The sequence below is a fragment of the Sorangium sp. So ce394 genome, from assembly GCF_051474665.1.
Taxonomy (GTDB): domain Bacteria; phylum Myxococcota_A; class Polyangia; order Polyangiales; family Polyangiaceae; genus Sorangium; species Sorangium cellulosum_D.
In genome coordinates this window covers 7,858,908-7,883,267 of the sequence record NZ_CP150339.1, presented here as the reverse complement: position 1 = coordinate 7,883,267, position 24,360 = coordinate 7,858,908, and the positions used below count along the sequence as shown (strand labels likewise).

Sequence of the window (24,360 nt, the reverse complement as noted above, 5' to 3'; positions counted from 1 at the left end):
AGGCGAACGCCACCAACGCTCGATCAGATTCGCGGCGCACGCCGTTCGAGCCGAAATTGAGGAGCTCGCGGCGTAACCCCGGCTATTGGTTCGCCCCGGCGCAATCACCTCGCCTGGTATCGAAAACGAATGGCACCACGACGCGGCGTAAGCGCCCGGCCATCGCCATGGGCACGGCCCCTTGCGGCGCTCGCCGGGGTCGACGATGCTGGGCGCGGGGCGGCGTCGGCCCACGACCCGGCGCGGGCGCGCGTGGACTTGCAAGGGAGCCCGGCGAGGCGGCATCCGCCCGCGTCGCCGGCCGAAGCTCGCGTTGTTCAGGTCGCGTCGGCGTCGCCGGCGCTCGGAGCAGGACGCGACGATCTCGCCAATGCGTCGGGCAGCAACTCGTCCAGCCGGTCGCGCGGCCAGCCCGCCTGCAGCTTGCCGATGACGTCTGTCGCCCACGCGAGCGGGTTGCCTCCGTGCATCCGACACGGGCCGAAGATCGTAGCGCGAGAGGCGCGCGGCGGCGAGCGCCTGGCAAGTTGTGAGCGCGGACGCCGCCGGCGGAGCGCAGCCGGCGAGGAGCAGGGCAAGCAGAAGTGTGGCACCCATGGGATGAGAACGACTGGTGGCGACAGCCAACATGATGTCGAAATCTACCTGTACCGGGTAGGAAGCGAACGTCTGACCGGCTGAGCTCCCCGCCCCCGTGGCGCTCGCGCGCGAGGCCAGCCTGCGCCCGGCCGCCCCTCCGGTGCCACCGGCAGCCCGAGCAGCCGACCGATGGCCTCGTGAACGATCCGGGCCGCCACCTCATCCTCGAGGGCGACGGCGCGGCATAGGGTGCTAGCGAGCGAGGCGACCACCGCAGCCCGACGCGACGGATCGGTCACGGCGAGCTCCCCAAGCCCGGGGCTTGGCCGCTGGGCCCGGGTTGGGTCCACGCCCACCGAACGGGTGCGATCAGTCGCCACGCTCTCCCGAGATCCCCGCGGAAGCGACGGATCGCTACGGTTCGCCCCCGCGAAAGAGTCCCGCCAGGGATCTGCCTCGCGAGCGGAGAGGAATTTCAACGCAAAGACGCCAAGAGCGCAAAGATGCAAAATTAAGTAACATCTTTTTCTGCGCCTTTGCGCCTTTGCGCCTTTGCGCCTTTGCGTTGAACTCTCTCTCCGGCTCCCTGGCCGGCCTCCTGGTGGGCGGATCTAGCCGCCCTGTCGCTCCCGCTCCCCGCCCGCCGCCTCCCGCGGGGCCAGCAGCGGGTGCAGCTCGGCGATCCCGAGCCGCGCGCGCCCCGCGAACTCGTACGCGTCGTCGGTCGCGGCGATGTGCTGCGTCGCCGCGTGCATGTCGCGGAAGCAGCGCTGCAGCGGGCTCGCCGCGTACAGCGCGCTCCCGCCGCCAGCGCGGTAGGCGAAGCCCGCGACCTCCGCGGCGACCTCGGTCACGTACGTCTGGACGAGCCGGATCTCCGCCCAGTCCTCGATCGCGAGCCCCTCGCCCGCGCGCGCCCGGTCCCACATCCGCCCGAGCGCGTCGAACGCATACGCGCGCGCCGCGGCGAGCTTCGCCTCCGCGCGCCCGAGGTCCATGTGGAAGGCCGCGTGGCTGCCCAGCGCGAGCTGCGGCCACGCCTTGATGCGCCGCGGGGCCACCGCGGCGATCTCGTCGAGCGCGCGCCGCCCGACGCCGAGCGCGAAGCCGACGTGGCCGGCCGCGAGCAGGGCGAGGAGGGGGATCGCGTACAGCGCGCCGCCGCGCCGCCGCGGGGCGCCCGGGAAGGCGCACGTCAGCGCCTCGGGCACGAACGCGCCCTCGATCCGGTAATGGTCGCTCCCGGTGCCGCGCAAGCCGGCGACGTCCCACGTGTCCTCGATCGCCACCTGCTCGATCGGGACCGCGAGGCTGAGCATCTCGGGCGGCCCCGCCGGCGGCGCCCCGCCTTCCGGCGGCACGATCGCGCTGGTGAACACCCAGCGCGCGTGCCGCACGCCGCTGCCGAACGCCCAGCGCCCCTCGAGGACGTACCCCCCGGAGACCCGCCGCGCGAGCCCGCTCGGGACCTGCAGCCCCGCGAAGGTGGGGAACGGCCCCGCGAACACCTGCCGCGCCCCCTCGTCGGGCAAGCTACCCCCGGCGAGGGCGGCGAGCAGCGCGCTGATCATCAGAGACCACCCCGCCGACGTGTCCGCGCGCGCCATCGCCTCGAAGACCTCCAGCTGCGTCAGCGGATCGCTCTCCGCGCCGCCGACCGCGCGCGGCGCCGCCGCCGCGAAGAGGCCGCTCGACCGCAGCGCGTCGACGACCGCGGGCGCGAGCGTGCGCAGCCGCTCGGACGCCTCGGCGTGGGCGACGGCGACGCCGCGGACGCGCTCCACGGCAGCGAGGAGGCGTTCGCGTTCGGGGGATCGACGGGGCTCGGACATACGGGGGCTCCTTTCCTGGACGGGGTGCGATGGACGGGACGTGCCGCGCGCCGGCCCCTCCGGGCCGCCCGCGCGCCCGATGATGACAATGACAACATCCGGAAAGTTTCCGCCGTCTACATTTTCTTCGGGGCCGCCTCGCGGGCCCTCCGGGGCCGGCCTTCGTGGTATCGTGCCCCTGCGCTGTGGCTCCCCCCGCAAGGCGCCGCCGTCCGCGCGCGCGCACCCCCCCTGCACCTGCGTCGCGCTCCGTCGAGCGGCCCTACCACCACGGCGCCCTCCGGCGCGCGGTGCTGGAGGAGGCGCTCGCGCTGATCGAGGAGCAGGGGAACGCGCGCTTCACGCTGCGCGAGGTCGCGCGGCGGATCGGCGTCTCGCACGCCGCGCCGTACCGCCACTTCGCGGACAAGCGCGCCCTGATGACGGAGCTCGCCGTGCAGGCGAGCACGGAGCTCGCCGCGCAGATCTCGGCCGCCCTCGAGCAGGCCGGGGGCGCGCTCCGGGCGCGCTTCCTGGCCGCCGGCTATGCCTATGTCCGCTTCGCGCTGGAGCACCCGGCGCCCTTCCACGTGATGTACTCCAGCGAGGTGGACGCCGAGGACCCGCGGGTCGCGGCGGCCACGTCGCGGAGCCTCGGCCTGCTCCTCGGGTTCATCGAGGAGGCGCAGCGCGCCGGGGCGTTCCCGCAGGGCGATCCGATGGCGCTGGCGGTCCCGATCTGGGCGATGCACCACGGCCTCGCGACCCTCGCGGCGTCGGGGGCGCTGTCCAAGGCCGGTCCGGCGGAGCTCCGGCGCGTGGTCGACGACGCCCACGCGCGCCTGCTCGACGGGTTGCTGCTCGCCGCGCCGGGGCCGTCGCGCGCCTGACCCGGCCGGGGTACGCTCCCGCCCCTCGTGCGCACCGCCGCGATCGCTCTGCCCGCCCTCCTCGTCGCCCTGTCACCCGCCGCCGCTGCTGCCGAGCCGCCTCCCGAGCTCGCGTACCGGCCGGAGGTCGATCTGCCCATCGCCGTCGTCGGCGGCGCCGCGTGGGTCGCCTCCGAGCTCGCGAAGAAGGGCCTCGCCCCCGATCCGTGCCGCTGGTGCGCGGCGAACGCGCTCGACACGTCGGTCCGCGACGCGCTGGTGTGGAGGGGCAACCCGAACACCGCCCATGACCTCAGCAATGTGGCGGTCCTCGCCGTCGCGCCCGCCGCCGCGCTGGGCCTCACCGCGCTCGCCGCGTGGTACGACGGGCGGTCCGAGAACACCGCCGCCGACCTCGTGATCGTCACCGAAGCGACGGTGGTCGCGATGAACCTGAACCAGGTCACGAAGTACATCGTCGGCCGCGAGCGGCCCTATTCCCATTTCGACAACCCGGATGTGCTCCGCCCCGGTGAGGGCCTCTCGGGCCCCCTCCCGAACGACGACAATCTCTCGTTCTTCTCCGGCCACGCCACGGCCACGTTCGCCCTCGCCGCCGCGAGCGGCACCGTGGCGTCGATGCGCGGCTATCGCGCGGCGCCGTGGGTCTGGGCGAACGGAATGGCGATCGCCGCGCTCTCCGGCTACCTGCGCATCGCCGGCGACCGCCATTATTTCTCCGACGTGCTCACGGGCGCCGTGTTCGGCTCCGCCGCCGGCGTGCTGATTCCGGTTCTGTTTCACGGGCCGCGCCGAGGCGTTGCCGGCCCTGACACGCACGGTTTCCGCCTCTCGCTCGCACCCGCGAGAGGCGGCGTCGGCGCGGGCGTCGCTGGCACGTTTTGAGCACGTCTCGGGCACGTTTGGGTCACGTTTTGAGCCAGAGGAGCTCAATGGGCCGATCGACGCCATCGACAAGGGATCGCGCTGCTCGCCGACATCGATGTAAGCACAGTTGACAATCCCAACTTCAATTTTACACTACGCCCGTCAGCCATGGATGCTGGCGCTCGAGCCGGAGTTGCTGGAGCGCGAACCGAACACGTCGACCACGTCGTGCCGCCACCGCGGCATCGACGACGGCGAGCTGCGGCCGGGAATGGGCATGCGCGATCGAGCGCGCCCGTGTCCGCGGAGATCCGCCAGCTCGGCCCATGAAGGAGTCCGGCGACATGCACGTCGTTCACCATTCGTCACGCCATCGATGGATCGCGGGAGGCCTCGCCGCCGCGTTCCCCGTCCTCCTCGCAGGCTGCAGCGAGCAAGCGCTCGGAGCGCCCGTGCCGGGCGACGAGCCGTCGCCCCGGGCCGCCGCGCCCGGGCAGCTGGTCCCGAGGGGCGCGGGCCAGCGCGGGGCCGCGCCTCGGCCGGCAACGCCGCGAGCGGCCCTGCTGGAGCGCGACGAGCTGCTCCGGGAGGCCGGGCGGCTCGCCGAGGTCAGGGCGGCGCTCGCGCGGTCGCCGGAGGCGCCGCTCGCCCTGCTCGACGAGCACCGGGCCGAGTTCCCGGACGGCCGGCTCGCGGCGGAGCGGGAGCTCGTCGCGATCGACGCGCTGCTGCGCAGCGGGCGCTCGGGCGGCGCGCGCGCCCGCGCCGAGGCGTTCCTCGCGCAGTTCCCGTCGAGCCCCCACGCGGGGCGGGTGCGCCGCCTGATCGACGCGCCCTGACACGATCGCGGGGCGCCGCGCGGCGCCCCGCGATCCCTGGCCCCGCGGCGCCCCGCGAGGCCCGATCGACACCCACGACGGCCAGCGGTCCCAAACGAGGCTCGGCCCGGGCCCTCGCCCGCGGGCGCTCAGCTCGCGGGCGTCGGCTCGGAGTCGGGCGGCGACATCCCGTCGACCACCACCGGATCGCTCTGCTCGGTCAGGTGCGCCTTGCCCCACATGTCGATGAAATGGCCCGACCGCTTCGCCTTGGTCTCCAGATAAAAGCGGTTGTGATCGTTCGGCGGGATCACGTGCGGGATGCGCCCGGCCACGGACACCCCGTATTGCTTGAGCTGCTGGACCTTGTTCGGGTTGTTCGTGATGAGCTCGACCGATCTCACGTTCAGGCTGTGCAGCATGTGCGCCGCGACGGCGTAGTCGCGCTCGTCGTCGCGGAAGCCGAGGGCCAGGTTCGCCTCGACCGTGTCGAGCCCCTGGTCCTGCAGCGCATACGCGCGGATCTTGTTGATGAGCCCGATGCCGCGGCCCTCCTGGCGCAGATAGAGCAGGATGCCCCGATCCATGCTCTTGATCTTCTTCAGCCCTTCGAGGAGCTGATCGCGGCAGTCGCAGCGCAGCGAGCCCATGACGTCGCCGGTGAGGCACTCGGAGTGCAGCCGTGTCGGCACGTTCGAGGCGCCGACGACGTCGCCGTGCACCATCGCGATGTGCTCCTTGGCGTCGCGGTTGTTCCAGAAGGCGACGATGCGGAAATGCCCGGCGCGCGTCGGCAGCTCGGCGACGCCCACGACCCGCACGCAGACGTTCGCCTGGCCATACCCATCGCAGTCGTGCTCTCGATCGCGGGTGACGAGCTCCAGCAGCGGATTCATCGGTTCGGTCATGTCCTGCCTCCGCGAGGGGCCGCCTCGCGCGCCGAGCGGTGATGGGGTAAAGGCGCGCAACTCTTACCAGAACTCGCCGGGCAGGCAACGCCTCGCGGCCGCGCGGGGCCGTGGGGCGGCGCTCGTTCAGAGGTGCTGCGGGGGTCGGGTGTCGCGTTCCGGCGCCGCGAGAGGCTCGCTCGCGCCTGGCGGCGCCGGCCCTCACGCCGGTCGCCTGGCGGCGCCGGCCTTCACGCCGGTGGAGGCTCCCGCCGCCACGCCGCCCGGGCCGGGCGGCGGCCGGGGCCGCTCAGGCGCCGGCGGGCTGCCGGTGGGCCGGGGCGGCCGCGGCCACCGCGGGCGCGGAGGCCGACCTCCCCGCGCGCAGCACGCGCAGGAGCAGGCCCGGATCCAGGAGCGCCTCGGGCCCGTCGAGCATGTGCATCGCCCGCACGAACCGCACGTAGACCTCGCGATCGACCTGCGCCGCGCGGTGCAGCATGCCGGTGTACCAGCGCAGGATCGGCTGGAGCAGCGGCCGCCGGCCCTCGGTCTCGGGGTAGGCGAGGTCCTCGCCGGTGGACATCTGCCACGGCAGATCGACCGCCTTCGCCGCGGCCGCGTGGTAGCGGCGCGCGAGCCCCGCGATCGCGCCCGGGCCCGCGCGGCCGCGCTGCTCCGCGAGCGCGGCGTCGAGCGCGAGCGCCTGGAGGCAGGCCGACGTCATCCCCTGCCCATAAACGGGGTTGAAGCTCGCGAGCGCGTCGCCCAGCACGGCGAACCCCTCGGGCATCCGCGCCATGCGCTCGTAATGCCGCCGGAGGTGCGCCGGGAATTTGTACGTGGCGACGTCGGTCAGCGGCTCGGCCGTGAGCAGCGCCCGGTAAACCGCGTCGTTCGGCAGGCCCCGCGCGAACTCCAGGAAGCCGTCGGGATCGGCGGGCGGGTGATCGCCGAACAGGCCCGCGAGCACCACGATCCAGCGCCCGCCCTCGACCGGCGCGATGCAGCCGAAGCGCCGGCTGTCGGACGGCGAGCCGAGGACGTACAGCGACGTCCACGGGAGCTCGGCCGGATCCCGCGGCCGGTACTGCCGGCCGGCGTAGCCCACCCGGACCTGGATGGTCGACTCGTCGGGCCGCCCGTAGCCGAGCGCCTCGAGCCACGCCGGCGCGCGCGAGCCGCGGCCGCTGGCGTCCACCACGAGGTCCGCCGGCAGCTCCTCGACGCCGCCCGGCGCGCCGCGCCGCCGGACCACGACGCCGGTGATCCGGGAGCGATCGGGGGAGGCCGAGAGCTCGACCACCTCGCGCTCGTCAAGGCGCCGCACCCCGGGCAGCGCGAAGGTGCGGCGGCGCACGTGCGCCTCGAGCAGCGGCCGGGTCATGCTCACCGTCAGCACGCCGGTCTCGAAGCGCGGCTTCCACGCGCCGAGGTGGTGCCAGGCGAGGCCGACCCCGAAGTCGTACGCGACGGCCCCGTCCCGGATCAGGTCCTCGGTGAAGCCGGGGAAGAGGTCGTTCAGGATGCGCTCTCCCCGGGCGAGCAGGCCGTGGAGGTGGCGGGCCTGCGGCGCGCCCTTGCGGGCCTCGCGGAGGTCGTCGGGGATGCCGTCGCGCTCGATGACGTCCACCTCGTCGAAATGGTCGGCGAGCACGCGGGCTGCGACCAGGCCCGCGATGCTCCCACCGATCACCACGGCCCTGCGGCCGGCGAACGGGTGATTGGAGCGGGTATTCTGCTGGGTGCGAGGCTTCATGCGCCGCGGTGATTGCAATCCGCGGGCCGTTCGCGACGAAGGCAGGGCGGACGCAACCCCCGCCCGCCGGCGCGTCGATCGGCGCGCGCCGCGCGAGCTGGGCAGTTCCCGCGCAACCGCGCGCCGCCGCGTCACCGAGCGACTGAGCAGCGGAGCGACTGCGCGCCGCCGCGTCACCGAGCGGCTGAGCAACGGAGCGACCGCGCCGCCGGGCGAATGCGCAACACCGCAATCCGATGCGCTCCGTCGAGACGAGAGGGGCGAGGATTCCGTGCGCTTCGTCGTCACCGGAGGAGAAGCTCCGGCCGACCGCCTCGGAGAGATCGCGCCGAGGGAGCGCCGCCGGACGGCGGGTGGCAATCCCGCGGTGCGTGTGAGTGCGCCGCGCAGGGTTCGTTCTTTGAAGCTCCTCCGAGGCGGATTGCGCGCCCTCGGGGTCTCCCCGGGCTCATCCGCAGCACGACAGGCATGCTCCGCCCGAGGAGCTCTCGCCTCGCGGCGACAGGGGCAGATTCTCCGCCGGGAGCCGCGGAGTCGTCCTTCGACGAGTTACTTCTTGCGACAGCCGCACTCGGCCGCAGGCGCCTGCGGGGCCGGCGGCCGCTGGCACGTCATCAAGAAGGTGCTCAGGACGGAGATGAGGATCGCGACGCGGAGCCGCATGCGGCGATCCTTCACCTACCCGCCGGGCGGCGTCAATCCTGCCTCAGCCGAGCGGCATCTCGAGCGACACCTCGTCGAGCCCGACGCCGAGGAAGCGGCGCGGGCGCACCGTCACCGAGACCTCGGCCCCGCCCTGGCCGCGGCCGGCCTTCACCGCGAGCTCGATGCTCGCCGGCGGGGCGTTCTCGAACAGCGTCCACAGCGCCCCCTCGACGACCGGCTGGACCTCGGCGGGGTCGCTGTCCGCGGGCAGCTTCGCGGCGAGCGCGCGCAGGAATTGCACCACGCGCGCGACGAACAGCTGGTCGACGAGCGAGACGCGATCGAGGCGCGCCTCGGGCTCGGCCGTGGAGCCGTCGTACGTGCGCTTCTCCGGAGGGACATAGGCCGTCGGCGCGGTGAGGACGTACACCGCGTCGCTGTTCGGGGCCGACGCGAGCAGGAGCACGCCGCTCTTCGAGAGATCGCGCTGGGTGTCCGTCGACACGAACGCCTCGGTCGGGATCGCGACGCCCTCGTCGCCCTCGTACGCGCCCTTCACCTCGTGCACCGGCAGGTCCCCGAGCACCCCGCCGCCCTTCGCGCCCGCGATGCGGCACGGCCACGCCGTCTCGCGGAAGCTCGCCGCGATCAGCGCGCCGACGGCGTACGCCGGCGAGATCCAGACGCGGCCGCCCTCGTCGCCCGGCTGCTCGACGATCGCCGCCTCCCGGATGCGCGAGGTCGACTTGTCGTAGGGCATGCGGCCGAGCACGCGGTTCATGGCGATCGCGACCCACCGCATGCTCGGCCGCGCCGCGGCTGCGCGCCACGGCGCCCGGTGCGGCGCGCCGAACAGCGCGGCCTTGTTGTCGAGCCGCTCGACGCCGCCGAGGCCCTCGACCCCGAGCAGCCGCGGGTCGCCGTTCACCACGGCGGGGAGCGCGTGCGCCTCGGCGACGCGCGCGATCTCCTCGAGGCGCGCGAGCGCGGCGGCGCTGCCGTCGATCGCGACGTCCACGATCGCGACCGACGCCGGCGGCTCGGTGCTCGCCGTCTGCGCGAGCACCCGCGCGAGCGCGCTGGCCGCCTCGTCCGGCCGCGCGCTGACGACCTCGACCCGGACGCCCTCCGCCGCCTTCACGCGGTCCACGAGCAGGCTCAGCCCCCGCCACGCCTCCTCGAGGCGCCGCACCTCCGGGTGCTGCAGGATCGCGCCGAGCTGCGCGCCGATCGCGCGCTCGAGCTGCGCGATCGCCTCGGCGGGGCGCGCGGGCTGCCCCGCGCGCGGGCGGGCGCTCGCCGCCACGGTCGCGATGAGCTCCGCGAACCGCCCCCCCTCCGCGGGCCTCGGGTCGGGGCCGCCCGGCGCCGCTCCCGCGGGCGCCGCGCCGGCGTCCCCGCCGCCGCCGCCGAGGTCGACCATCGAGAGCAGCGCGTCCACGTCGGAGGCCGGCGCGGGCGCCGGCGCGGCGGGCCGCTCCGCCGCGGGCGCCGCGGGGCGGCCCGGCGGCGCGCCCGCGCCCGCGGCCGGGAGCAGGCCGAGGATGTCGCGCACGAGCGGGGAGCCGCCCCAGAGCCGATCGAGCTCGGCGCGCGCCTGCTCGAGCGTGGCCGAGCCGTCGCGCAGCCGATCGAGGACGCGCCGGCCGTCGAGGAGCGAGCGCAGGAGCGGCACCTCGGCGCAGAGCGCGTCGGGCCGGAAGCTCTTCAGGCCGGTGGGCGACAGGTCGACGCGCGCCGGCCGGCCGCCCGCGAGCACGCTCGGCACCTCGATCGCGATCCGCGGCCGGAGCGCCGCGAAGAGGTTGTCGAACTTGCCCGCGTCGACGCGGGCCGCGCCCGCGGGCGGGCTCGCCCCGGCGTTGTGCGGATCGCGCGGGGTGAGATCGGCGACCACGAGCACGCGCAGCGGGAGCAGCGGCCCCCGCTCCACGGCGCCCCCGTCCTCGCCCACGTGGAACCTGAACTCGTCGCCAAGAACGCCCTTGATCGTTTCCGCCATGGCCCTCGCAGCATAGGCGTCACCTCTCGGCGCGAGAAGCGCTAAGCTCCGCGCGCATGAAGACGGAAGGCGGCTCGCCCTTGAACTTGAACCCTGAACCCCACGCCGCCAGCGATCGCAGGCGCCTGCGCGGCGGCGCGCCGATCCAGATCGGCCTCCTCGGCTGCGGGACGGTCGGCGGCGGCGTCCTCCGCCTCCTCGCCGAGAACTCCGGCTACCTGGCGGAGCGCGCTGGCGTGCCCCTCGTGGTGAAGCGCGTGGTCGTGCGCGACCTCGAGAAGGAGCGCGTCTCGGCCCTGGATCGCGGCTTGCTCTCCACGAACCCCGCGGAGGTGGTCGACGACCCCTCGATCGACCTCGTCGTCGAGGTGATGGGCGGCGAGACGCCCGCGCGCGAGCTCATCGAGCGCGCCATCGATCGCGGCAAGGGCGTGGTCACCGCGAACAAGCTCCTGCTCGCCGCCCACGGCCCCGCGCTCCTCGCGCGGGCCGCGGCGCGCCAGGTCGACCTCGCGTTCGAGGGCGCGGTCGGCGGCGGCATCCCGATCATCCGCACGCTCCGGGACGCGTTCGCGAGCGACTGGGTCGAGCGCGTCACCGCGATCGTGAACGGCACCTGCAACTACATCCTCACGCGCATGCGCGACACCGGCGCGTCGTTCGACGCCGCGCTGCGCGAGGCGCAGGACCTCGGCTACGCCGAGAAGCCCGATCCGTCGCTCGACGTCGACGGCCACGACGCCGCGCACAAGCTGATCGTGCTGGCGATGCTCGCCTTCGGGGCGCAGGTCGACGCCGCCCAGGTGCACACGTCCGGGATCCGCACCATCGAGGAGGCCGACCACCTCTACGCCGACCGGTTCGGCTACACGATCAAGCACCTCGCGATCGGCCGCGACCTCGGCGACGCCATCGAGCTGCGCGTGCACCCGACGCTGATCCCGAAGCAGAGCGTGCTCGCCAACGTCTCCGGCGTGCTCAACGCCGTGCTCCTCGAGGGGCGCGCCGTCGGCCCGTCGCTCGTCTACGGCCGCGGCGCCGGCGATCTGCCGACCGCGGTCAGCGTCGTCTCCGACGTCCTCGACGTCGCGCGCTCGATCGCCTCGGGCGTCGCCGGCATGCAGGGCCGCGGCATGTCGATCAAGCCCCGCCGGGTCCGCCCGCTCAGCGAGATCGTCTCGCGGTACTACCTGCGCTTCGCGGTCGAGGACCGCCCGGGCGTCATGGGGCGGATCGCCGGCGCGCTCGGCGACGCCGGCGTCAGCATCGAGCAGATCGTGCAGCAGGGGCCGACCAAGCGGAGCTCGGGCGCGGCGGCGCGCGAGCCCGCGGTCGACGTGGTGCTCATCACGCACGACGCGCAGGAGGGGCTGGTGCGGAGCGCGCTCGACGCCGTCGCGCGCGAGGAGTTCCTCCGCGAGCCGGTGCACCTCTTCCGCATCGAGGAGCCGTGACGTCCCACCGCGACGCGCCGCTCGGCGTGTTCGACTCGGGCCTCGGCGGCCTCACGGTCGTGCGCGCGCTCCGCGAGCGGTGCCCCGCGGAGGACATCGTCTACCTCGGCGACACGGCGCGCGTCCCGTACGGCACCCGGTCCCCCGAGACGGTGGTCCGCTACGCGCTCGGCTGCGCGCGCGTGCTCATCGCGCGCGGCGTCAAGGCGATCGTCGTCGCGTGCAACACGGTGAGCGCCGTCGCGATCGACATGCTCCGGGTCGAGCTCGATCTGCCCGTCCTCGGGGTCATCCTGCCCGGCGCGCGCGCCGCGGTCGCCGCCTCGCGCGGCGCCACGATCGGCGTGCTCGGGACGGCCGGGACGATCGCGTCGGGCGCCTACCCCCGCGCCGTGGCGTCGCTCAGCACCCGCACCGAGGTCGCCGGCCAGGCGGCCCCGCTGCTCGTCTCGCTGGCGGAGGAGGGCTGGGTCGAGGGCGAGGTCCCGCGGCTCGTCGCGCGGCGCTACCTGGAGCCGCTCATCGGCGCGGGCGCCCGCTCGGTCGTGCTCGGGTGCACGCACTTCCCGCTCCTCCGCGCGGCGATCGAGGCCGAGGCGGCGTCGCTGGCCGGCGGCCCCCTCCCGATCGTGGACAGCGCGTCCGCGACGGCGGAGGACGTGGCGTCGTTCCTCGTCGAGCGGGGGCTCGCCACGTCCCGGACCGCGCCGGGCGGTCTCGGGCTGCTCGTCACCGATCTGCCGAAGAGCTTCGCCGCGGTGGCGAGCCGGTTCCTGGGCGAGCCGGTCGTCGCGGACGGCGCCGGCCGGTCTCCCGCCGCCCCCGCTGCCGTCCCCGCGGCCCTCTCCGCTGCTGCCCCCGGAGCAGAAAAGGGCGGCGCGGGGCGTTCCGCCACCCAGGGCGTCGACGTGGAGCAGATCGACCTGTAATACGCAGCAAGCTTGGCCCGGGGTCCCGGGCGCAGAGGAGGTTTTCCACACGATGACGCAGCTCAGGTGGCTTTCGGCCGGCGAGTCGCACGGGCCGGAGCTCGTGGCGACCGTCGAGGGTATTCCGGCGGGCATGCCGCTCCTCGCGGAGGACATCGACGAGGATCTGGCGCGGCGGCAGCGCGGCTACGGGCGCGGCGGGCGGATGAAGATCGAGACCGATCGCGTCCGCCTCGTCGCCGGCGTGCGCGGCGGCGAGACGCTCGGCGGCCCCATCGCCATGGTGATCGAGAACCGCGATCACGCGAGCTGGGCGGGGCGGATGGGCCCGGAGCCGTTCCCCGAGCCGCCCGAGGCGCTGACCCGCCCGCGGCCGGGCCACGCGGACCTCGCCGGCGGCCTGAAGTACGCCCGGAAGGATCTGCGGGACGTGCTCGAGCGGGCGAGCGCGCGCGAGACCGCGGCGCGGGTCGCGGTGGGCGGCGTCTGCCGCAAGCTCCTCCGGTCGGTCGGCGTCGAGGTGTTCGCCCACGTCCTCTCGATCGGCGCCGTGCGGTCGACGATCTCCGCGGCCTCGGGCGCCGGCGATCTCCCGCTCGCCGAGCTCCGCGAGCGCGCCCGCGCCTCGGACCTCGCGTGCGTCGACGCCGAGGCGGCGCAGGCGATGCGCGACGCCATCCGCGAGGCCGCGCACCGCGGCGACACGCTCGGCGGCGTCTTCGAGGTGATCGCCACCGGCCTGCCGCCCGGGCTCGGCAGCCACGTGCAGTGGGACCGCAAGCTCGACGGCCGGCTCGCGCAGGCGCTGATGAGCATCCAGGCGATCAAGGGCGTCGAGATCGGCATCGGCTTCGAGGCCGCGCGCATCTCGGGCTCCGAGGTGCACGACCCGATCGCGTACGACCAGGGGGCGCACGCGTTCACCCGCCCGTCGAACCGCGCGGGCGGCCTCGAGGGCGGCATCACGAACGGCATGCCGCTCATCTGCCGCGCCGCCATGAAGCCGATCGCCACGCTGAAGCGCGCGCTCCCCTCGGTCGACGTGCGCACCAAGGAGCAGTTCGACGCCGCCTTCGAGCGGAGCGACGTCTGCGCCGTCGCGGCCGCCTCGGTCGTCGGCGAGGCGATGGTGGCGATCACGCTCGCCGCCGCCCTGCTCGAGAAATTCGGCAGCGACAGCCTCACCGAGCTCTCGCGCAACGTCGACACCTACCTCCAGCAGGTCCGCTCGTACTGAACGCCATGGCACTCCCCCCCGACGCTCCTCCGCTCCTGCTCACCGGCTTCATGGGGACGGGCAAGTCCACCGTGGGCCGCATCGTCGCCGCGCGCGCGGGCCTCCCGTTCATCGACCTCGACGACGCCATCGCGGCCGAGGCCGGCGAGGGCGTCCCGTCGCTCTTCGCCACCCGCGGGGAGGCCGGCTTCCGCGCGCTCGAGGCGGCGACCCTGCGCCGGCTCCTCGCCACGCGCGGCCCGCGCGTCATCGCCCTCGGCGGCGGCGCGCTGGTCGACCCCGCGCTCCGCCTCGAGGCGCTCGAGCGCGGCTGCGTCGTCGCGCTCAGCGCGACCCCGCGCACGATCGCCGCGCGCACGCCGAGCGGCGGCCGCCCGCTGCTCGACGGCGCGCCGGATCGCGAGGCGCGCATCCGCGAGCTCCTCGCCGCGCGCGCCTCCGTCTACGCCGAGGCCCACGCGCGCGTCGTGACGGACGGCGTCTCCCCGGCGGACGTCGCCGCGCGCGTCCTCCGCGCCTACGCGGATCGCCCGCTCTTCGTGCCGCTCGGCGACAAGAGCTACGCGGTGCGCATCGCCGCCGACGGGGCGGCGTCCGCGGCCGACGCCGTCGCCGCGCTCTCGCCGTCGTCGGTCTTCGTCGTCACGGACGAGAACGTGAGCCGCCTCTGGGGCGCGCCGCTGCTCGACGCGCTCGCGGCGCACGCGAAGCCGGCCGCGGCGGTCACCGTGCTCACGCCCGGCGAGGAGCACAAGCGGCTCGCGGCCGTCGAGGCGGCGCTCACCGCGATGCTCGACGCGGGCGCCGATCGCGACGCGGTGGTGCTCGCGCACGGCGGGGGCGTGGTGACCGACATCGGCGGCTTCACCGCGTCCACGCTCCTGCGCGGCGTCCGCTGGGTCGCGGCGCCGACCACGCTCCTCTCGATGGTCGACGCCTCGGTCGGCGGCAAGACCGGGGTCGACCTCGGCCCCGCGAAGAACGCCGTCGGCACCTTCCACCAGCCGTCCGCGGTCGTCGCGAGCCCGGCGGCGCTCGCGACCGAGACCGACCGCGCCTTCCGGAGCGGGCTCGCCGAGGTGGTGAAGTCGGCCTGCATCGCCGATCCGGAGCTGCACGCGCTGCTCGAGCGCGAGGCCGACCGCGTCCTCGCGCGCGACCCCGGCCTGCTCGCCGAGCTCATCCGCCGCTCGATCGCCGTGAAGGCGGCCATCGTCGCCCGCGACGAGCGCGAGTCGGGCGACCGCGCCCTCCTGAACTTCGGCCACACGCTCGGGCACGCGCTCGAGGCGGAGGGCGGGTTCGTCCGGCTGGCGCACGGCGAGGCGGTGTCGCTTGGCATGGTGGCGATGCTCCGCGTCGGCTGCTCGCTCGGCGTGACCGACCGCGCGGCGGCCGACCGGGTGGTCCGCCTGCTCGCCCGGCTCGGGCTGCCCACGCGGCTCGAGGACGAGCCGGTCTCCGCCTCCCTGCGCTTCCTGTCGCTCGACAAGAAGCGCCGCGGCTCGTCGGTCCGGACGGTGCTGATGCGCGACATCGGCAGCACGTTCGTGGAGCCGATGCCGCTCGACCGCCTCTCGTCGCTCCTCGAGCGCGCGGCGGCCGGCGCGGCCTGACCCGGGTTGCTTCGCGGCGGGCTCGACGAGAGCGCTGCCGGCGGCGCTCGCGGCGCCGCGCGGTGCGCCCGGGACTGCCCAGCTCCGGGCCGGGCGGTGCGGCGCCGCGCGCCCGCGTCGCCGCGCGCCGCGGGGGTTGCGCTGACGATGAAGAAAATCGCTCAGCGTTGAATCTCCTCGAAAAAAATCCCGGCACACGGCCCCCGTCGTCCGCTTCGCGCTATCTTTCCCGGCGCCAATGGTGCCCTCGACGAAAAAGAGAGTCTTGGTGGTGGAGGACGAGGAGGACACGGCGACGATGATCGCCCGGTTCCTCAGCGACGAGTTCGACACCGTGATCGCGACGAACGGGGTCGACGGTCTCGCGCTGGCCCAGCAGGAGCCGCTGCCGGATCTGGTGATCGTCGACATCATGATGCCGAAGCTCGACGGGGTGAGCATGACGAAGCGGCTCCGCGAGAACGATTCGATGCGCCGGGTGCCGGTCATCTTCCTGACGGCCAAGTCGGATCCGATGGACGTCATCGCCGGCATCCAGGCCGGCGCGCGCCACTACATCACGAAGCCCTTCGTGCTCGACGACCTCAAGAAGAAGGTCCGCAAAGCCGTCTACGGCCGCTAGAGCGGGGCTCACCCGCTGCGGATACGGGCCCATCTCGACGTTTTCGGTGCTCGGCGTACAGGAGTACGCCTGTGCGCCGAAAACGCCGAGCTGGGCCCGTCTCCTGTGCGGGTGAGCCCCGCTCTGGGGGCCAAGGAGCCGGGGGGAGGGGAGGGGAGACGGCGGGGCGCGTGCGGGAGCGCGGGGGCGCGGGGGCGCGGGGGCGCGGGGGCGCGGGGGCGCGGGGGAGGGCGCTCCAGCGGCGGGCGAGTGTAAAGACGCGAGAAGAATGGTGAAGAAGATCGCTTGGGGCTTTCGGCGTCTGGGACGTTTCTCGGGGTGAGCCGAGCGGTATCTGCTGAGGCGCGGAGCGCCGTGAACCAGGGATCTCGACGGTTTCCGTGGCCGTTACACAGCTGGATGCGTCGGCGAATACCTTGTTTCCTGATGGGTTGTCAGGAGAATTCTTATCCCTGTCACCGCAGGTCGGGCGCCGGTGCAGGGCGCTGGCGAGGCGGGCGCGGTGATGGGGGCGGGCGCGGTGATGGGGCGCCTGCCGCGAGGGCGGGGGAGGGGGCGGCGTCAGCTGCCGCCGCGGAGCGGGACGCTGCAGGACTTGAGCGCGCGCTCGAACAGCTCGAGCGAGCGCGCGATGCTCGAATGCACCCGGCGGATCTCCTCGGCCGACGTCGTCGCGAGCTTCACGATCTCAAGCGCCTCGCGCGGGTGCGCGTCGTCGTAGTTCGCATGCGCAGCGAGCCACGTCAGCGACTTGCTCCCCTCGCCGTAGAGCTTCGTGAAGGCCGGCAACACCACGCGCGACCACTCGCCCGTGATCCCCTCGATCGCATAGTTGACCGCGCCGACCGCCTCCGCGAGCGAGCCGCGGTAGGACACCGACCAGAGCCACTCGAAGAGCGACGCGACCTCCGGCGTCGGACGGTGGCTCGTGATGTCCGAGGCGCTGATGCCGTGCCCCGCCGCCCAGTCGAGGTACCAGCGCACATGCAGCGCCTCGACCCGGATGTTGCCGATGAGCCAGTCGCGCACCAGGAAATCGCGCGGCGTCTGGCCGTAGGTCGTCTTCGCCAGGCTGAGCCCCATGTACTTCGGGAACGCCTCGACCACACAGAAGAACTCCCGGATCAGCACGCTCCAGGTCTCGTGGTCGACAGGCTCCGTCAACGTCCGCGCAATCGGCGGCGTGTACACCGCCGCCTTCCACTGATCGGCCAGGGATTCGAGCATGTCCTCGACCCAGACCGGATGCGGCGTCGCCTTGAGGCTGTCCTTGACTTCCTTGTGCCGCTGCGAGCGAGGTGAGAGCATGAAATTACCTGGAGGGTTGCTGGGTCAATCTCCCTCGTGACTGCCCGCCGGTCTCCACCCCACCACATCCCCGCAGGCTGACCGGCCAGCGGCCGTCAGGAGACAAGTCGCGGCGCGGGCACGATGCTGACGCCCAGGCTCACTGGACGAACGAGCCAGCACGATGACCTCACCATGAGAGGCTTCGTGTACATATGTGTCCCGCCTGCACCAGTCTGGATCGGGGCGGTGGAGGAAGTCAATAGGCAAACGAGGGCGCCGGCAGGACGAAGCTCGAAACGAGGGCCGAGCCCCCGCAGGTCGTTCACCAGATCACCTCGGAGAGGCACTCGGTCGCCCCGCGGAACCGGCACCGCTGGTGCGTCACCTTCGGGGTGGACGCGCCGCACAAGAGCAGCGCCTGCTCGACCCAGCCGCAGACACCGTCTCCGCAGTTCATCGCCGAGGGCCCCTCGTCGTCCCCGGTGGGGCCCGTGATGGTCAGCACCCACTCCCGCGGCTTCACCATCCGCGGGAAGACCTTGCCGGCGTCGAAGTAGCGCGACCAGAACATTCCAGTGCGGGCGACGATCGTGTCGGGCATCGCGATCGAGAGCGCGAACTTCAACACCGTATTGAGGTCGCGGTCCGCGACGTAGCGGGCAAACCGCTTGATCTCGGCGGCCTGGTCGTTCGCTGTCCGCACGTGCGTTCGCAGGGCCCGGTTCCAGACGCCGATCGGGTACCAGCTGCTCGCCAGCAGCGGCTGATTCAGTACGTCCCGGTCTGACTTGGGCAGCGAGGTCACCAGCCGCTCCCAGGCCCCCGCGTCGCGGTTGGTCGTGACGAACGACCGGAGGTTGACCAGCAACGTCCCTTTGCATTTGCCGGGGGGGATCGAGGATTTGCTCTTCGTATCGTACGTCTTCATCGCGGCGAACCTACGGCGGGAAGCCCCGGCGACGCCGAGCCCCATCGCGGGCGCGGCGCGTGCGGTCTCGGGCGGGAAGCTCTTCCCGGGAGCACATCGTCGGGGCAACTCCAGGAGTCGTGGTTGTTCATTGCAGGGGAGCGTGAGTCGGGCGCGATGGCAAGAGATGATTACGCGGGAGCAGGCGCGCGACACGGGCCGCCGCGGCGGAGGGCAAGATCACGCCGTTGTCCAGCTCTCCTTTTGACCCGACACGCCATACCTCAGGGAGGCCCCGTCGGGATCCGTAGGCGAATAGAGGTGTAACGCGCATTACTCGACTTCGTGCGGCGGCTGGCGCCGGCGCGCCCTCCGGCGGGCGCTGCGCGCTGCGGAGCGCGCCCGGACGAGCGGGCCGCAACCCGGGGACGAGCGACGGCGGCGCGACGGCGGCGCGACGGCGGCGCGGCCGGGCGGCGGGCGGCCCGCCGCGGAGGCCCCCGCGCGCCGCGGTCGAGGTGATGCGCCTCGCAGTTGCCGTCCTCCGCGAACCTCGGTACCCCTACGCGCATGAGCGAATCCACGACGGGCCGGCCCGCCGCCGGCCACGCGGAGCCCGAGCTGCCGCACATCGACGTCGCCGAGCGGGGGGCGCCGCGCGACGGCCGGCCCCAGGTCATCGACCGCCGCCTGTTCATGCAGCTGCTCGTGTTTCGCTGCCCCAGCGCCGCCGATCCGGCGGAGCTGACCGCCGCGGTCGGCCAGGCGCTGTCCTCCCAGCGCGTGGGCGCGGTCGTCTACGAGGACCTCGGCGATCCGCGCGGGATCGCGGTGCTCACGTGGGCCGAGGACCCGGCCGTCTTCGTCCAGACCGTCCGGCCGGCGCTCAACCGCGGCGAGCTCCGCGCGCTGGAGCTCCGCCCCGATTTCACGATGCTCGGGCGCACGTACTCGACCGGCTACGAGCAGGACCTCGACTACTGGCTGCTCCGGCGCCCGTCCGAGACCGTCCTCAACCCCGCCTGGCCGTGGGCGGTGTGGTACCCGCTGCGCCGCAGCGGCACCTTCGCCAAGCTCGACGGGCGCGAGCAGGGGAGCATCCTGCGCGAGCACGGCACCATCGGCCGCGCCTACGGCGCGCAGGACCTCGCGCACGACATCCGCCTCGCGTGCCACGGCCTCGACGCCCGCGACAACGAGTTCGTGATCGGGCTCGTCGGCAAGGAGCTCCACCCGCTCTCGCACATCGTGCAGGCGATGCGGAAGACCCGGCAGACCTCGGAGTTCATCAGCCAGATGGGCCCGTTCTTCGTCGGCCGCGCCGCCTTCCGCAGCCCCGGCGGCTGACGGGGGCCGTCCGTCCGCAAGCCCCGGCGGCTGACGGGGGCCGTCCGTCCGCAAACCCAGGCGGCTGACGGTTCCCGTCAGCCGACGCCGGCGAGGGCCGAGAACGCCCTCGCCAGCGCGTCGAGCCGCGCCGCGGCGCGGGCCTCGGCGTCCGCCAGCGGCTCGCTGGCGGCGACCTCCTCGCGCACGTCGAAGTAGAACTTGATCTTCGGCTCGGTGCCGCTCGGGCGCGCGATGATCCGGCTGCCGCCGTCGAGCTCGTACACGAGCACGTTGCTCGGCGGCAGGACGAGCGGCTCGGCCTGGCCGTCGCTCGAGGTGCGCGTGCGCGCCTCGAAATCGCGCCACGCCGCCACGGGGACGCCGCCGATCTCGGCCGGCGGGCTCTTCCGGAGCGCGGCCATGATCGCGGCGATCTTCTCGACCCCGTCGACGCCGCGCAGCGTGTAGGAGCGCTGCCCGCTCACGTAGAGGCCGTGCTTGCGGTGGATCGCCTCGAGCTCGTCGAGCAGCGTCCTGCCCTCGGCCTTGCGCGCCGCCGCGAGCTCGGCGAGCGCCACCGCGGCGCTGATGCCGTCCTTGTCGCGCACCGTCGAGCCGATCGTGTAGCCGAGCGCCTCCTCGAAGCCGAACACGAAGCGGGCGCCGGTCGAGCGCTCGATGTCCATCGCCCGGTTGGCGATCCACTTGAACCCGGTCAGCGTCTCCTCGTAGTGCACCCCGAGCGACGCGGCGATCACGCCGAGCAGCGGGGTCGAGACGCACGAGGCCAGCACGAGGCGGCGCTCGCTCGCGGCGCCGGCGCCCTCCTCGGTGAGCAGGTAATGGCCGAGCAGCACGCCGACCTGGTTGCCCGTCAGCTGCACGAGCTCGCCGTCCGGGCGCCGCACCGCCACGGCGAGCCGGTCGACGTCCGGATCGTTGGCGAGGACGAGATCGGCGCCCTCCCGCCTCGCGAGGGCGAACGCCAGGTCCATGGCGCCCTTCTCTTCGGGGTTCGGGAACGCGACCGTGGGGAACGCGCCGTCCGGCTCGGCCTGCTCGGGCACGCTCGTCACGCGCGTGAAGCCCGCCCGCCCGAGCGCCTCGCGGACGAGGCGGTCGCCCACCCCGTGCAGCGGCGTGTAGACGATGCGCAGGCCGCGATCGCCGTCGCCCCGCGCCGAGGCGCCGAGGATCGCGCGGAGGTAGCGCTCCTCGAGCTCCTCGGGGAAGTCGCGCACGAGGCCCTTCTGCCGCGCCTCGTCGAGGGGCATGCGCGGGACCTGATCCGCCGGCGGCGCGGCGTCGATCGCCGTCGCGATGCCGGTGTCGTGCGGTGGGATGATCTGTGCGGCGTTGTCCCAGTAGACCTTGTAGCCGTTGTACTCGGGCGGGTTGTGGCTCGCGGTCACCATCACGCCGGCGGCCGCGCCGAGGTGGCCGACCGCGAACGCGGCGATCGGGGTGGGGCAGGGGACGGGCGAGAGGTGGCTCGGGATGCCCGCGGCGGCGAGGGCGCAGGCGGTGTCCTCGGCGAACTCGCGGCTCCTCCGGCGGGCGTCGTAGCCGACGACCACGCCGGCGCTCCGCGCCTTGTCGCCGAGGGTGGCGAGGAGATACCGGGCGAGCCCGGCGGTCGTCCGCAGGATGACGGCGCGGTTCATCCGGCTCTCGCCGGCGCCGAGGACGCCCCGGATGCCGGCGGTGCCGAACTCCAGGGGGCCGGCGAAGCGCTCGGCGAGCTCGGCGCGGACGCCTTCCTCGCCCGCCCTGGCCGCGGCGATGAGCTGGCGCAGCTCGCTCTGGGTCTCCGGATCGGGGTCGTGGGCAAGCCAGCGCTCGGCGGGCTCGAGGACGAAGTCGTGGCTCACGACATCATCTTTAATTCAAGCCGGCCGAGGTGTGCATCAGGCGAGCGCGATTCGGCGCGCGGCGCCATGCCGGCGCGCGGGCGCGGCGCCTCGCCCGCCCCTCCCACCGCGCGCGCCTGGTCCGCCCGGGCCGGCGCTATCCGGCCTTCTTGCCGGCGGCGAGCGCCTCGGCGAAGCGCGTGTCGTACTGCCCACCGCGGAAGTCGGCGTCCGCCAGGATCTGGCGGAGGAACGCGAGGTTCGTCGCGGCGGGGCCCGACGGGCCGGCGAGCTCGATCGTCGTCTCGGCGAGCGCCCGGTCGAGGCGGGCGATCGCGTCGCCGCGCGTCGGCCCGTGGGCGACGATCTTGGCGAGCAGCGGATCGTAGAACGGCGTCACCTCGAGCCCCTCGGCGACGCCGGTCTCGATCCGCAGGTCGTCGCCCGCGGCCGGCCAGCGGAGCGCGGCGATGCGGCCGGGCTGGGGCGCGAACTTCTTCGCCGGATCCTCGGCGTAGAGCCGCGCCTCGATCGCGTGGCCGCGGTACGCGTGGTCCCGGACCTCCGGCGCGAGCGGCTCGCCCGAGGCGATGCGGATCTGGTGCTCGACGAGGTCGAGCCCGGTGCACATCTCGGTGACGCAGTGCTCGACCTGGAGCCGCGCGTTGACCTCGAGGAAGAAGAGCTCGCCGCTCTCCGCCGCGACGAACTCGACAGTGCCGGCGCCGACGTAGCCGGCGCTGGTCACGACCCGGAGGGCGCTCTCGTGGAGCGACCGCCGCCGGGCCTCGCCCGCCTCCCCCTCGAAGAAGGCGGCGGGCGACGGCGTCTCCTCGACGATCTTCTGGTGCCGGCGCTGCGCGCTGCACTCGCGCTCGCCGAGCGCGACCGCGCCGCCCTTCCCGTCGCAGAGCACCTGCACCTCGATGTGGCGCGGGCGCTCGATGTACCGCTCCATGTACACGCGCGGGTCGCCGAACGCGGAGCGGCCGCGATCCGAGCACGCGGTGAGGGCGCGGGCGAGCTTGCCGGGCTCGGCGACGATCTGCATGCCGATGCCGCCGCCGCCGCCCGCGGCCTTGACCAGCAGCGGGAAGCCGATGCTCTCGGCGGCGCGCTGGGCGGACTCGAGATCGGCCGGGTCGACCGGGCCGCCCGTGCCCGGCGGCGGGAACACGTCGGCGCCGCGCGCCTGCTCGCGCGCGAGGATCTTGTCGCCGAAGACGTGGAGCACCGCCGGCGGCGGGCCGATGAACGCGACGCCGGCGTCGAGGACCGCCGCGGCGAACGCCTCGTTCTCGCTGAGCAGCCCGTAGCCGGGGTGGATGCCGTCGGCGCCCGTCGCGCGGGCCGCCTCGACGATCGCGTGGATGACCAGGTAGCTGTCCTTGACCGGCGGCGGCCCGATGCGCACCGCCTCGTCGGCCATGGCGACGTGCGGCGCGCCCGCGTCCGCGTCCGAGTACACGGCGACCGTCGCGATCCCGAGCCGTTTGCAGGTCCGGAGGACGCGGCAGGCGATCTCTCCACGGTTGGCGACGAGGATCTTCTTCAACACGGCCGACAGCTACGCCCCCGCGCGGCGGGGCGTCAAGGCGCTCGCGGCGGGCGATGCTCCCCCGGTGCGCCGCCCGACGGCGTCGTACGGCGGCGCCTGGCGAGCGCGCGCCCTCAGCCGAGCGCGCGCCGCACCTTCGGCTTGGCCCCGAGCAGCACGAGCTGGCCGCAGGCCGCCGAGACGTCGTCGCCGCGTCGGCGGCGCACGAAGCACGAGTACCCCGCCTGGGTGAGCACCTCCTGGAACGCGGCCACGCGCTCCTGGGCCGGCGGGCCCAGCGAGGAGGCCTCGATCGGGTTCATCGGGATGAGGTTGATCTTCACCGGGAGCCCGCGCAGGAGCTTCGCCAGCCGGCGCGCCTCGGCCGGGTCGTCGTTCTGCCCGGCGACGAGCGTGTACTCGATGGTGATGCGCCGGCGCCGCGGCAGCGGGTAGGCGCGCAGCGCCGCGAGCAGCTCGTCGAGCGGGTACTTGCGGTTGATCGGCATCAGCGCCGAGCGGGTCTCGTCGTCCGCGGCGTGCAGCGAGATCGCCAGCGCGATCTGCCCGCCGAAATCCGCGCCGAGCCGCGCGATCTCCGGGACCAGGCCCGACGTGCTCACCGTCACCCGCCGCGTCGAGAGGTTGATCCCCTCCGGGTGCGTGAGCAGGCGCAGCGAGCGCGCGGTGTTCTCGTAGTTGTGGAGCGGCTCGCCCATGCCCATGTAGACGACGTTGCGGAGGTCCTCGCCCTCCTCGAGCATCGCGCGCCCGAGCAGCACCTGGCCCGCGATCTCCTCGGCGCCGAGGTGGCGCTTGAGCCCCGCCACGCCGCTCGCGCAGAACCCGCACCCCATCGCGCAGCCGACCTGCGTGGAGATGCACTGGGTGACGCGGACGCGCGGCGCCGCGCCGGCCTCCGCCTCCGCGTCGTCGTCCTCGTCGTCGTCGGCCGCCGCCGCCGCGTCGGCGTCGAGCTGCGCCTGCGAGCCGGGCCCCGACACCGACGGGAGCAGGACCGTCTCGATCGTCGCGCCGTCGCGCAGGCGCAGGAGCAGCTTGCGCGTGCCGTCCTCGGAGCGGTGGACCCGCTCGGGCGTCATCACCTCGCCGAGCCCCTCCGCGGCGAGGTGCTCGCGCAGCCGCGCCGGGAGGTTCGTCATCGCCGCCGGATCGAGGACGCCGCGGCGGTGGATCCAGTGGAAGACCTGCTTCGCCGTGAACGACCGCTCTCCGCGGGCGGCCAGCGAGGCCGACCACTCCTCGGGCAGGCGAGCGACGGGGTGAAGCGGGGTGGGGCGCACCTCCGTGGCGTACTGCGCGCCGCCCCG

18 protein-coding genes and 1 pseudogene are annotated in these 24,360 nt (G+C 74.0%); 9 read left to right on the top strand and 10 right to left on the bottom strand.

Annotated features, from left to right (window positions below; all coding sequences use genetic code 11):
• Positions 1 to 317 precede the first annotated feature (317 nt).
• Positions 318 to 491, bottom strand: a pseudogene (locus WMF33_RS28785) (transposase domain-containing protein); the annotation flags it as partial.
• Between the two features lie 699 nt (positions 492 to 1,190).
• Positions 1,191 to 2,411 carry an acyl-CoA dehydrogenase family protein gene (locus WMF33_RS28780; protein WP_437331626.1) on the bottom strand — a complete coding sequence of 407 codons (1,221 nt, stop codon included), beginning with the start codon at positions 2,409 to 2,411 and terminating at the stop codon, positions 1,191 to 1,193.
• A gap of 290 nt (positions 2,412 to 2,701) precedes the next feature.
• On the opposite strand from WMF33_RS28780, the gene WMF33_RS28775 reads away from it, so the two are divergent.
• The 3 genes from WMF33_RS28775 (at position 2,702) to WMF33_RS28765 (ending at position 4,986) form a co-directional block, all read left to right on the top strand.
• Positions 2,702 to 3,280: a TetR/AcrR family transcriptional regulator gene (locus WMF33_RS28775; protein WP_437331625.1), complete on the top strand. Its 579-nt coding sequence runs from the start codon at positions 2,702 to 2,704 to the stop codon at positions 3,278 to 3,280.
• Positions 3,281 to 3,307: 27 nt separating this feature from the next.
• A complete protein-coding gene (locus tag WMF33_RS28770) occupies positions 3,308 to 4,165 on the top strand; it encodes a phosphatase PAP2 family protein (RefSeq protein ID WP_437331624.1) in 858 nt (285 codons plus the stop codon).
• 326 nt (positions 4,166 to 4,491) lie between these two features.
• Positions 4,492 to 4,986: a hypothetical protein gene (locus tag WMF33_RS28765; protein ID WP_437331623.1), complete on the top strand. Its 495-nt coding sequence runs from the start codon at positions 4,492 to 4,494 to the stop codon at positions 4,984 to 4,986.
• 128 nt (positions 4,987 to 5,114) lie between these two features.
• On the opposite strand, the gene ribA is transcribed toward WMF33_RS28765, so the two are convergent.
• From ribA to WMF33_RS28750, 3 genes are all read right to left on the bottom strand, one after another.
• Entirely contained in the window at positions 5,115 to 5,873 is a 759-nt protein-coding gene (ribA, locus tag WMF33_RS28760) for a GTP cyclohydrolase II (RefSeq protein WP_437331622.1), read from the bottom strand.
• 289 nt (positions 5,874 to 6,162) lie between these two features.
• A complete protein-coding gene (locus WMF33_RS28755) occupies positions 6,163 to 7,611 on the bottom strand; it encodes an FAD-dependent oxidoreductase (protein ID WP_437331621.1) in 1,449 nt (482 codons plus the stop codon).
• 706 nt (positions 7,612 to 8,317) lie between these two features.
• Entirely contained in the window at positions 8,318 to 10,258 is a 1,941-nt protein-coding gene (locus tag WMF33_RS28750; RefSeq protein ID WP_437331620.1) for a type VI secretion system contractile sheath domain-containing protein, read from the bottom strand.
• Between the two features lie 56 nt (positions 10,259 to 10,314).
• On the opposite strand from WMF33_RS28750, the gene WMF33_RS28745 reads away from it, so the two are divergent.
• The 5 genes from WMF33_RS28745 to WMF33_RS28725 all read left to right on the top strand — a co-directional run bounded on the left by WMF33_RS28745 (position 10,315) and on the right by WMF33_RS28725 (position 16,116).
• The gene (locus WMF33_RS28745) at positions 10,315 to 11,712 is read left to right on the top strand and encodes a homoserine dehydrogenase (protein ID WP_020737690.1); all 1,398 of its coding nucleotides are present in this window, start codon (positions 10,315 to 10,317) and stop codon (positions 11,710 to 11,712) included.
• The gene (gene murI, locus WMF33_RS28740) at positions 11,709 to 12,641 is read left to right on the top strand and encodes a glutamate racemase (RefSeq protein WP_437331619.1); all 933 of its coding nucleotides are present in this window, start codon (positions 11,709 to 11,711) and stop codon (positions 12,639 to 12,641) included. The genes WMF33_RS28745 and murI overlap by 4 nt, the downstream gene beginning before the upstream one ends.
• A gap of 52 nt (positions 12,642 to 12,693) precedes the next feature.
• Positions 12,694 to 13,878: a chorismate synthase gene (gene aroC, locus WMF33_RS28735; protein ID WP_020737688.1), complete on the top strand. Its 1,185-nt coding sequence runs from the start codon at positions 12,694 to 12,696 to the stop codon at positions 13,876 to 13,878.
• A 5-nt stretch (positions 13,879 to 13,883) separates the two neighbouring features.
• Positions 13,884 to 15,494: a 3-dehydroquinate synthase gene (gene aroB / locus WMF33_RS28730; RefSeq protein ID WP_437331618.1), complete on the top strand. Its 1,611-nt coding sequence runs from the start codon at positions 13,884 to 13,886 to the stop codon at positions 15,492 to 15,494.
• 268 nt (positions 15,495 to 15,762) lie between these two features.
• Positions 15,763 to 16,116 (top strand): response regulator transcription factor, encoded by a 354-nt coding sequence (locus WMF33_RS28725; RefSeq protein ID WP_020737686.1) that lies wholly within the window; start codon positions 15,763 to 15,765, stop codon positions 16,114 to 16,116.
• Positions 16,117 to 16,677: 561 nt separating this feature from the next.
• Here the strand turns inward: WMF33_RS28725 and WMF33_RS28720 are convergent.
• Together WMF33_RS28720 and WMF33_RS28715 are read right to left on the bottom strand one after the other, a co-directional pair.
• On the bottom strand, positions 16,678 to 17,424 hold the full coding sequence (locus WMF33_RS28720; protein ID WP_061621432.1) for a TenA family transcriptional regulator: 747 nt from the start codon (positions 17,422 to 17,424) through the stop codon (positions 16,678 to 16,680).
• 304 nt (positions 17,425 to 17,728) lie between these two features.
• On the bottom strand, positions 17,729 to 18,334 hold the full coding sequence (locus WMF33_RS28715) for a hypothetical protein (protein ID WP_437331617.1): 606 nt from the start codon (positions 18,332 to 18,334) through the stop codon (positions 17,729 to 17,731).
• 549 nt (positions 18,335 to 18,883) lie between these two features.
• Between WMF33_RS28715 and WMF33_RS28710 the strand changes: the two genes are divergently transcribed.
• Positions 18,884 to 19,660, top strand: coding sequence for a chlorite dismutase family protein (locus WMF33_RS28710; RefSeq protein WP_437331616.1), 777 nt, complete (start codon positions 18,884 to 18,886; stop codon positions 19,658 to 19,660).
• A gap of 77 nt (positions 19,661 to 19,737) precedes the next feature.
• Here WMF33_RS28710 and WMF33_RS28705 read toward each other — a convergent pair whose 3' ends face one another.
• The 3 genes from WMF33_RS28705 to rlmN form a co-directional block, all read right to left on the bottom strand.
• On the bottom strand, positions 19,738 to 21,513 hold the full coding sequence (locus tag WMF33_RS28705; RefSeq protein WP_437331615.1) for a phospho-sugar mutase: 1,776 nt from the start codon (positions 21,511 to 21,513) through the stop codon (positions 19,738 to 19,740).
• A gap of 136 nt (positions 21,514 to 21,649) precedes the next feature.
• Positions 21,650 to 23,050 carry an acetyl-CoA carboxylase biotin carboxylase subunit gene (locus WMF33_RS28700; protein WP_437331614.1) on the bottom strand — a complete coding sequence of 467 codons (1,401 nt, stop codon included), beginning with the start codon at positions 23,048 to 23,050 and terminating at the stop codon, positions 21,650 to 21,652.
• 113 nt (positions 23,051 to 23,163) lie between these two features.
• Positions 23,164 to 24,333, bottom strand: coding sequence for a 23S rRNA (adenine(2503)-C(2))-methyltransferase RlmN (rlmN, locus tag WMF33_RS28695; protein WP_437331613.1), 1,170 nt, complete (start codon positions 24,331 to 24,333; stop codon positions 23,164 to 23,166).
• Positions 24,334 to 24,360 lie beyond the last annotated feature (27 nt).

Coding starts and splice junctions, on each gene's coding strand:
- WMF33_RS28780 (WP_437331626.1), bottom strand. CDS start 2,411: ATGTCCGAGCCCCGTCGATCCCCCGAACGCGAACGCCTCCTCGCTGCC.
- WMF33_RS28765 (WP_437331623.1), top strand. CDS start 4,492: ATGCACGTCGTTCACCATTCGTCACGCCATCGATGGATCGCGGGAGGC.
- ribA (WP_437331622.1), bottom strand. CDS start 5,873: ATGACCGAACCGATGAATCCGCTGCTGGAGCTCGTCACCCGCGATCGA.
- WMF33_RS28755 (WP_437331621.1), bottom strand. CDS start 7,611: ATGAAGCCTCGCACCCAGCAGAATACCCGCTCCAATCACCCGTTCGCC.
- WMF33_RS28750 (WP_437331620.1), bottom strand. CDS start 10,258: ATGGCGGAAACGATCAAGGGCGTTCTTGGCGACGAGTTCAGGTTCCAC.
- WMF33_RS28745 (WP_020737690.1), top strand. CDS start 10,315: ATGAAGACGGAAGGCGGCTCGCCCTTGAACTTGAACCCTGAACCCCAC.
- aroC (WP_020737688.1), top strand. CDS start 12,694: ATGACGCAGCTCAGGTGGCTTTCGGCCGGCGAGTCGCACGGGCCGGAG.
- aroB (WP_437331618.1), top strand. CDS start 13,884: ATGGCACTCCCCCCCGACGCTCCTCCGCTCCTGCTCACCGGCTTCATG.
- WMF33_RS28720 (WP_061621432.1), bottom strand. CDS start 17,424: ATGCTCTCACCTCGCTCGCAGCGGCACAAGGAAGTCAAGGACAGCCTC.
- WMF33_RS28715 (WP_437331617.1), bottom strand. CDS start 18,334: ATGAAGACGTACGATACGAAGAGCAAATCCTCGATCCCCCCCGGCAAA.
- WMF33_RS28710 (WP_437331616.1), top strand. CDS start 18,884: ATGAGCGAATCCACGACGGGCCGGCCCGCCGCCGGCCACGCGGAGCCC.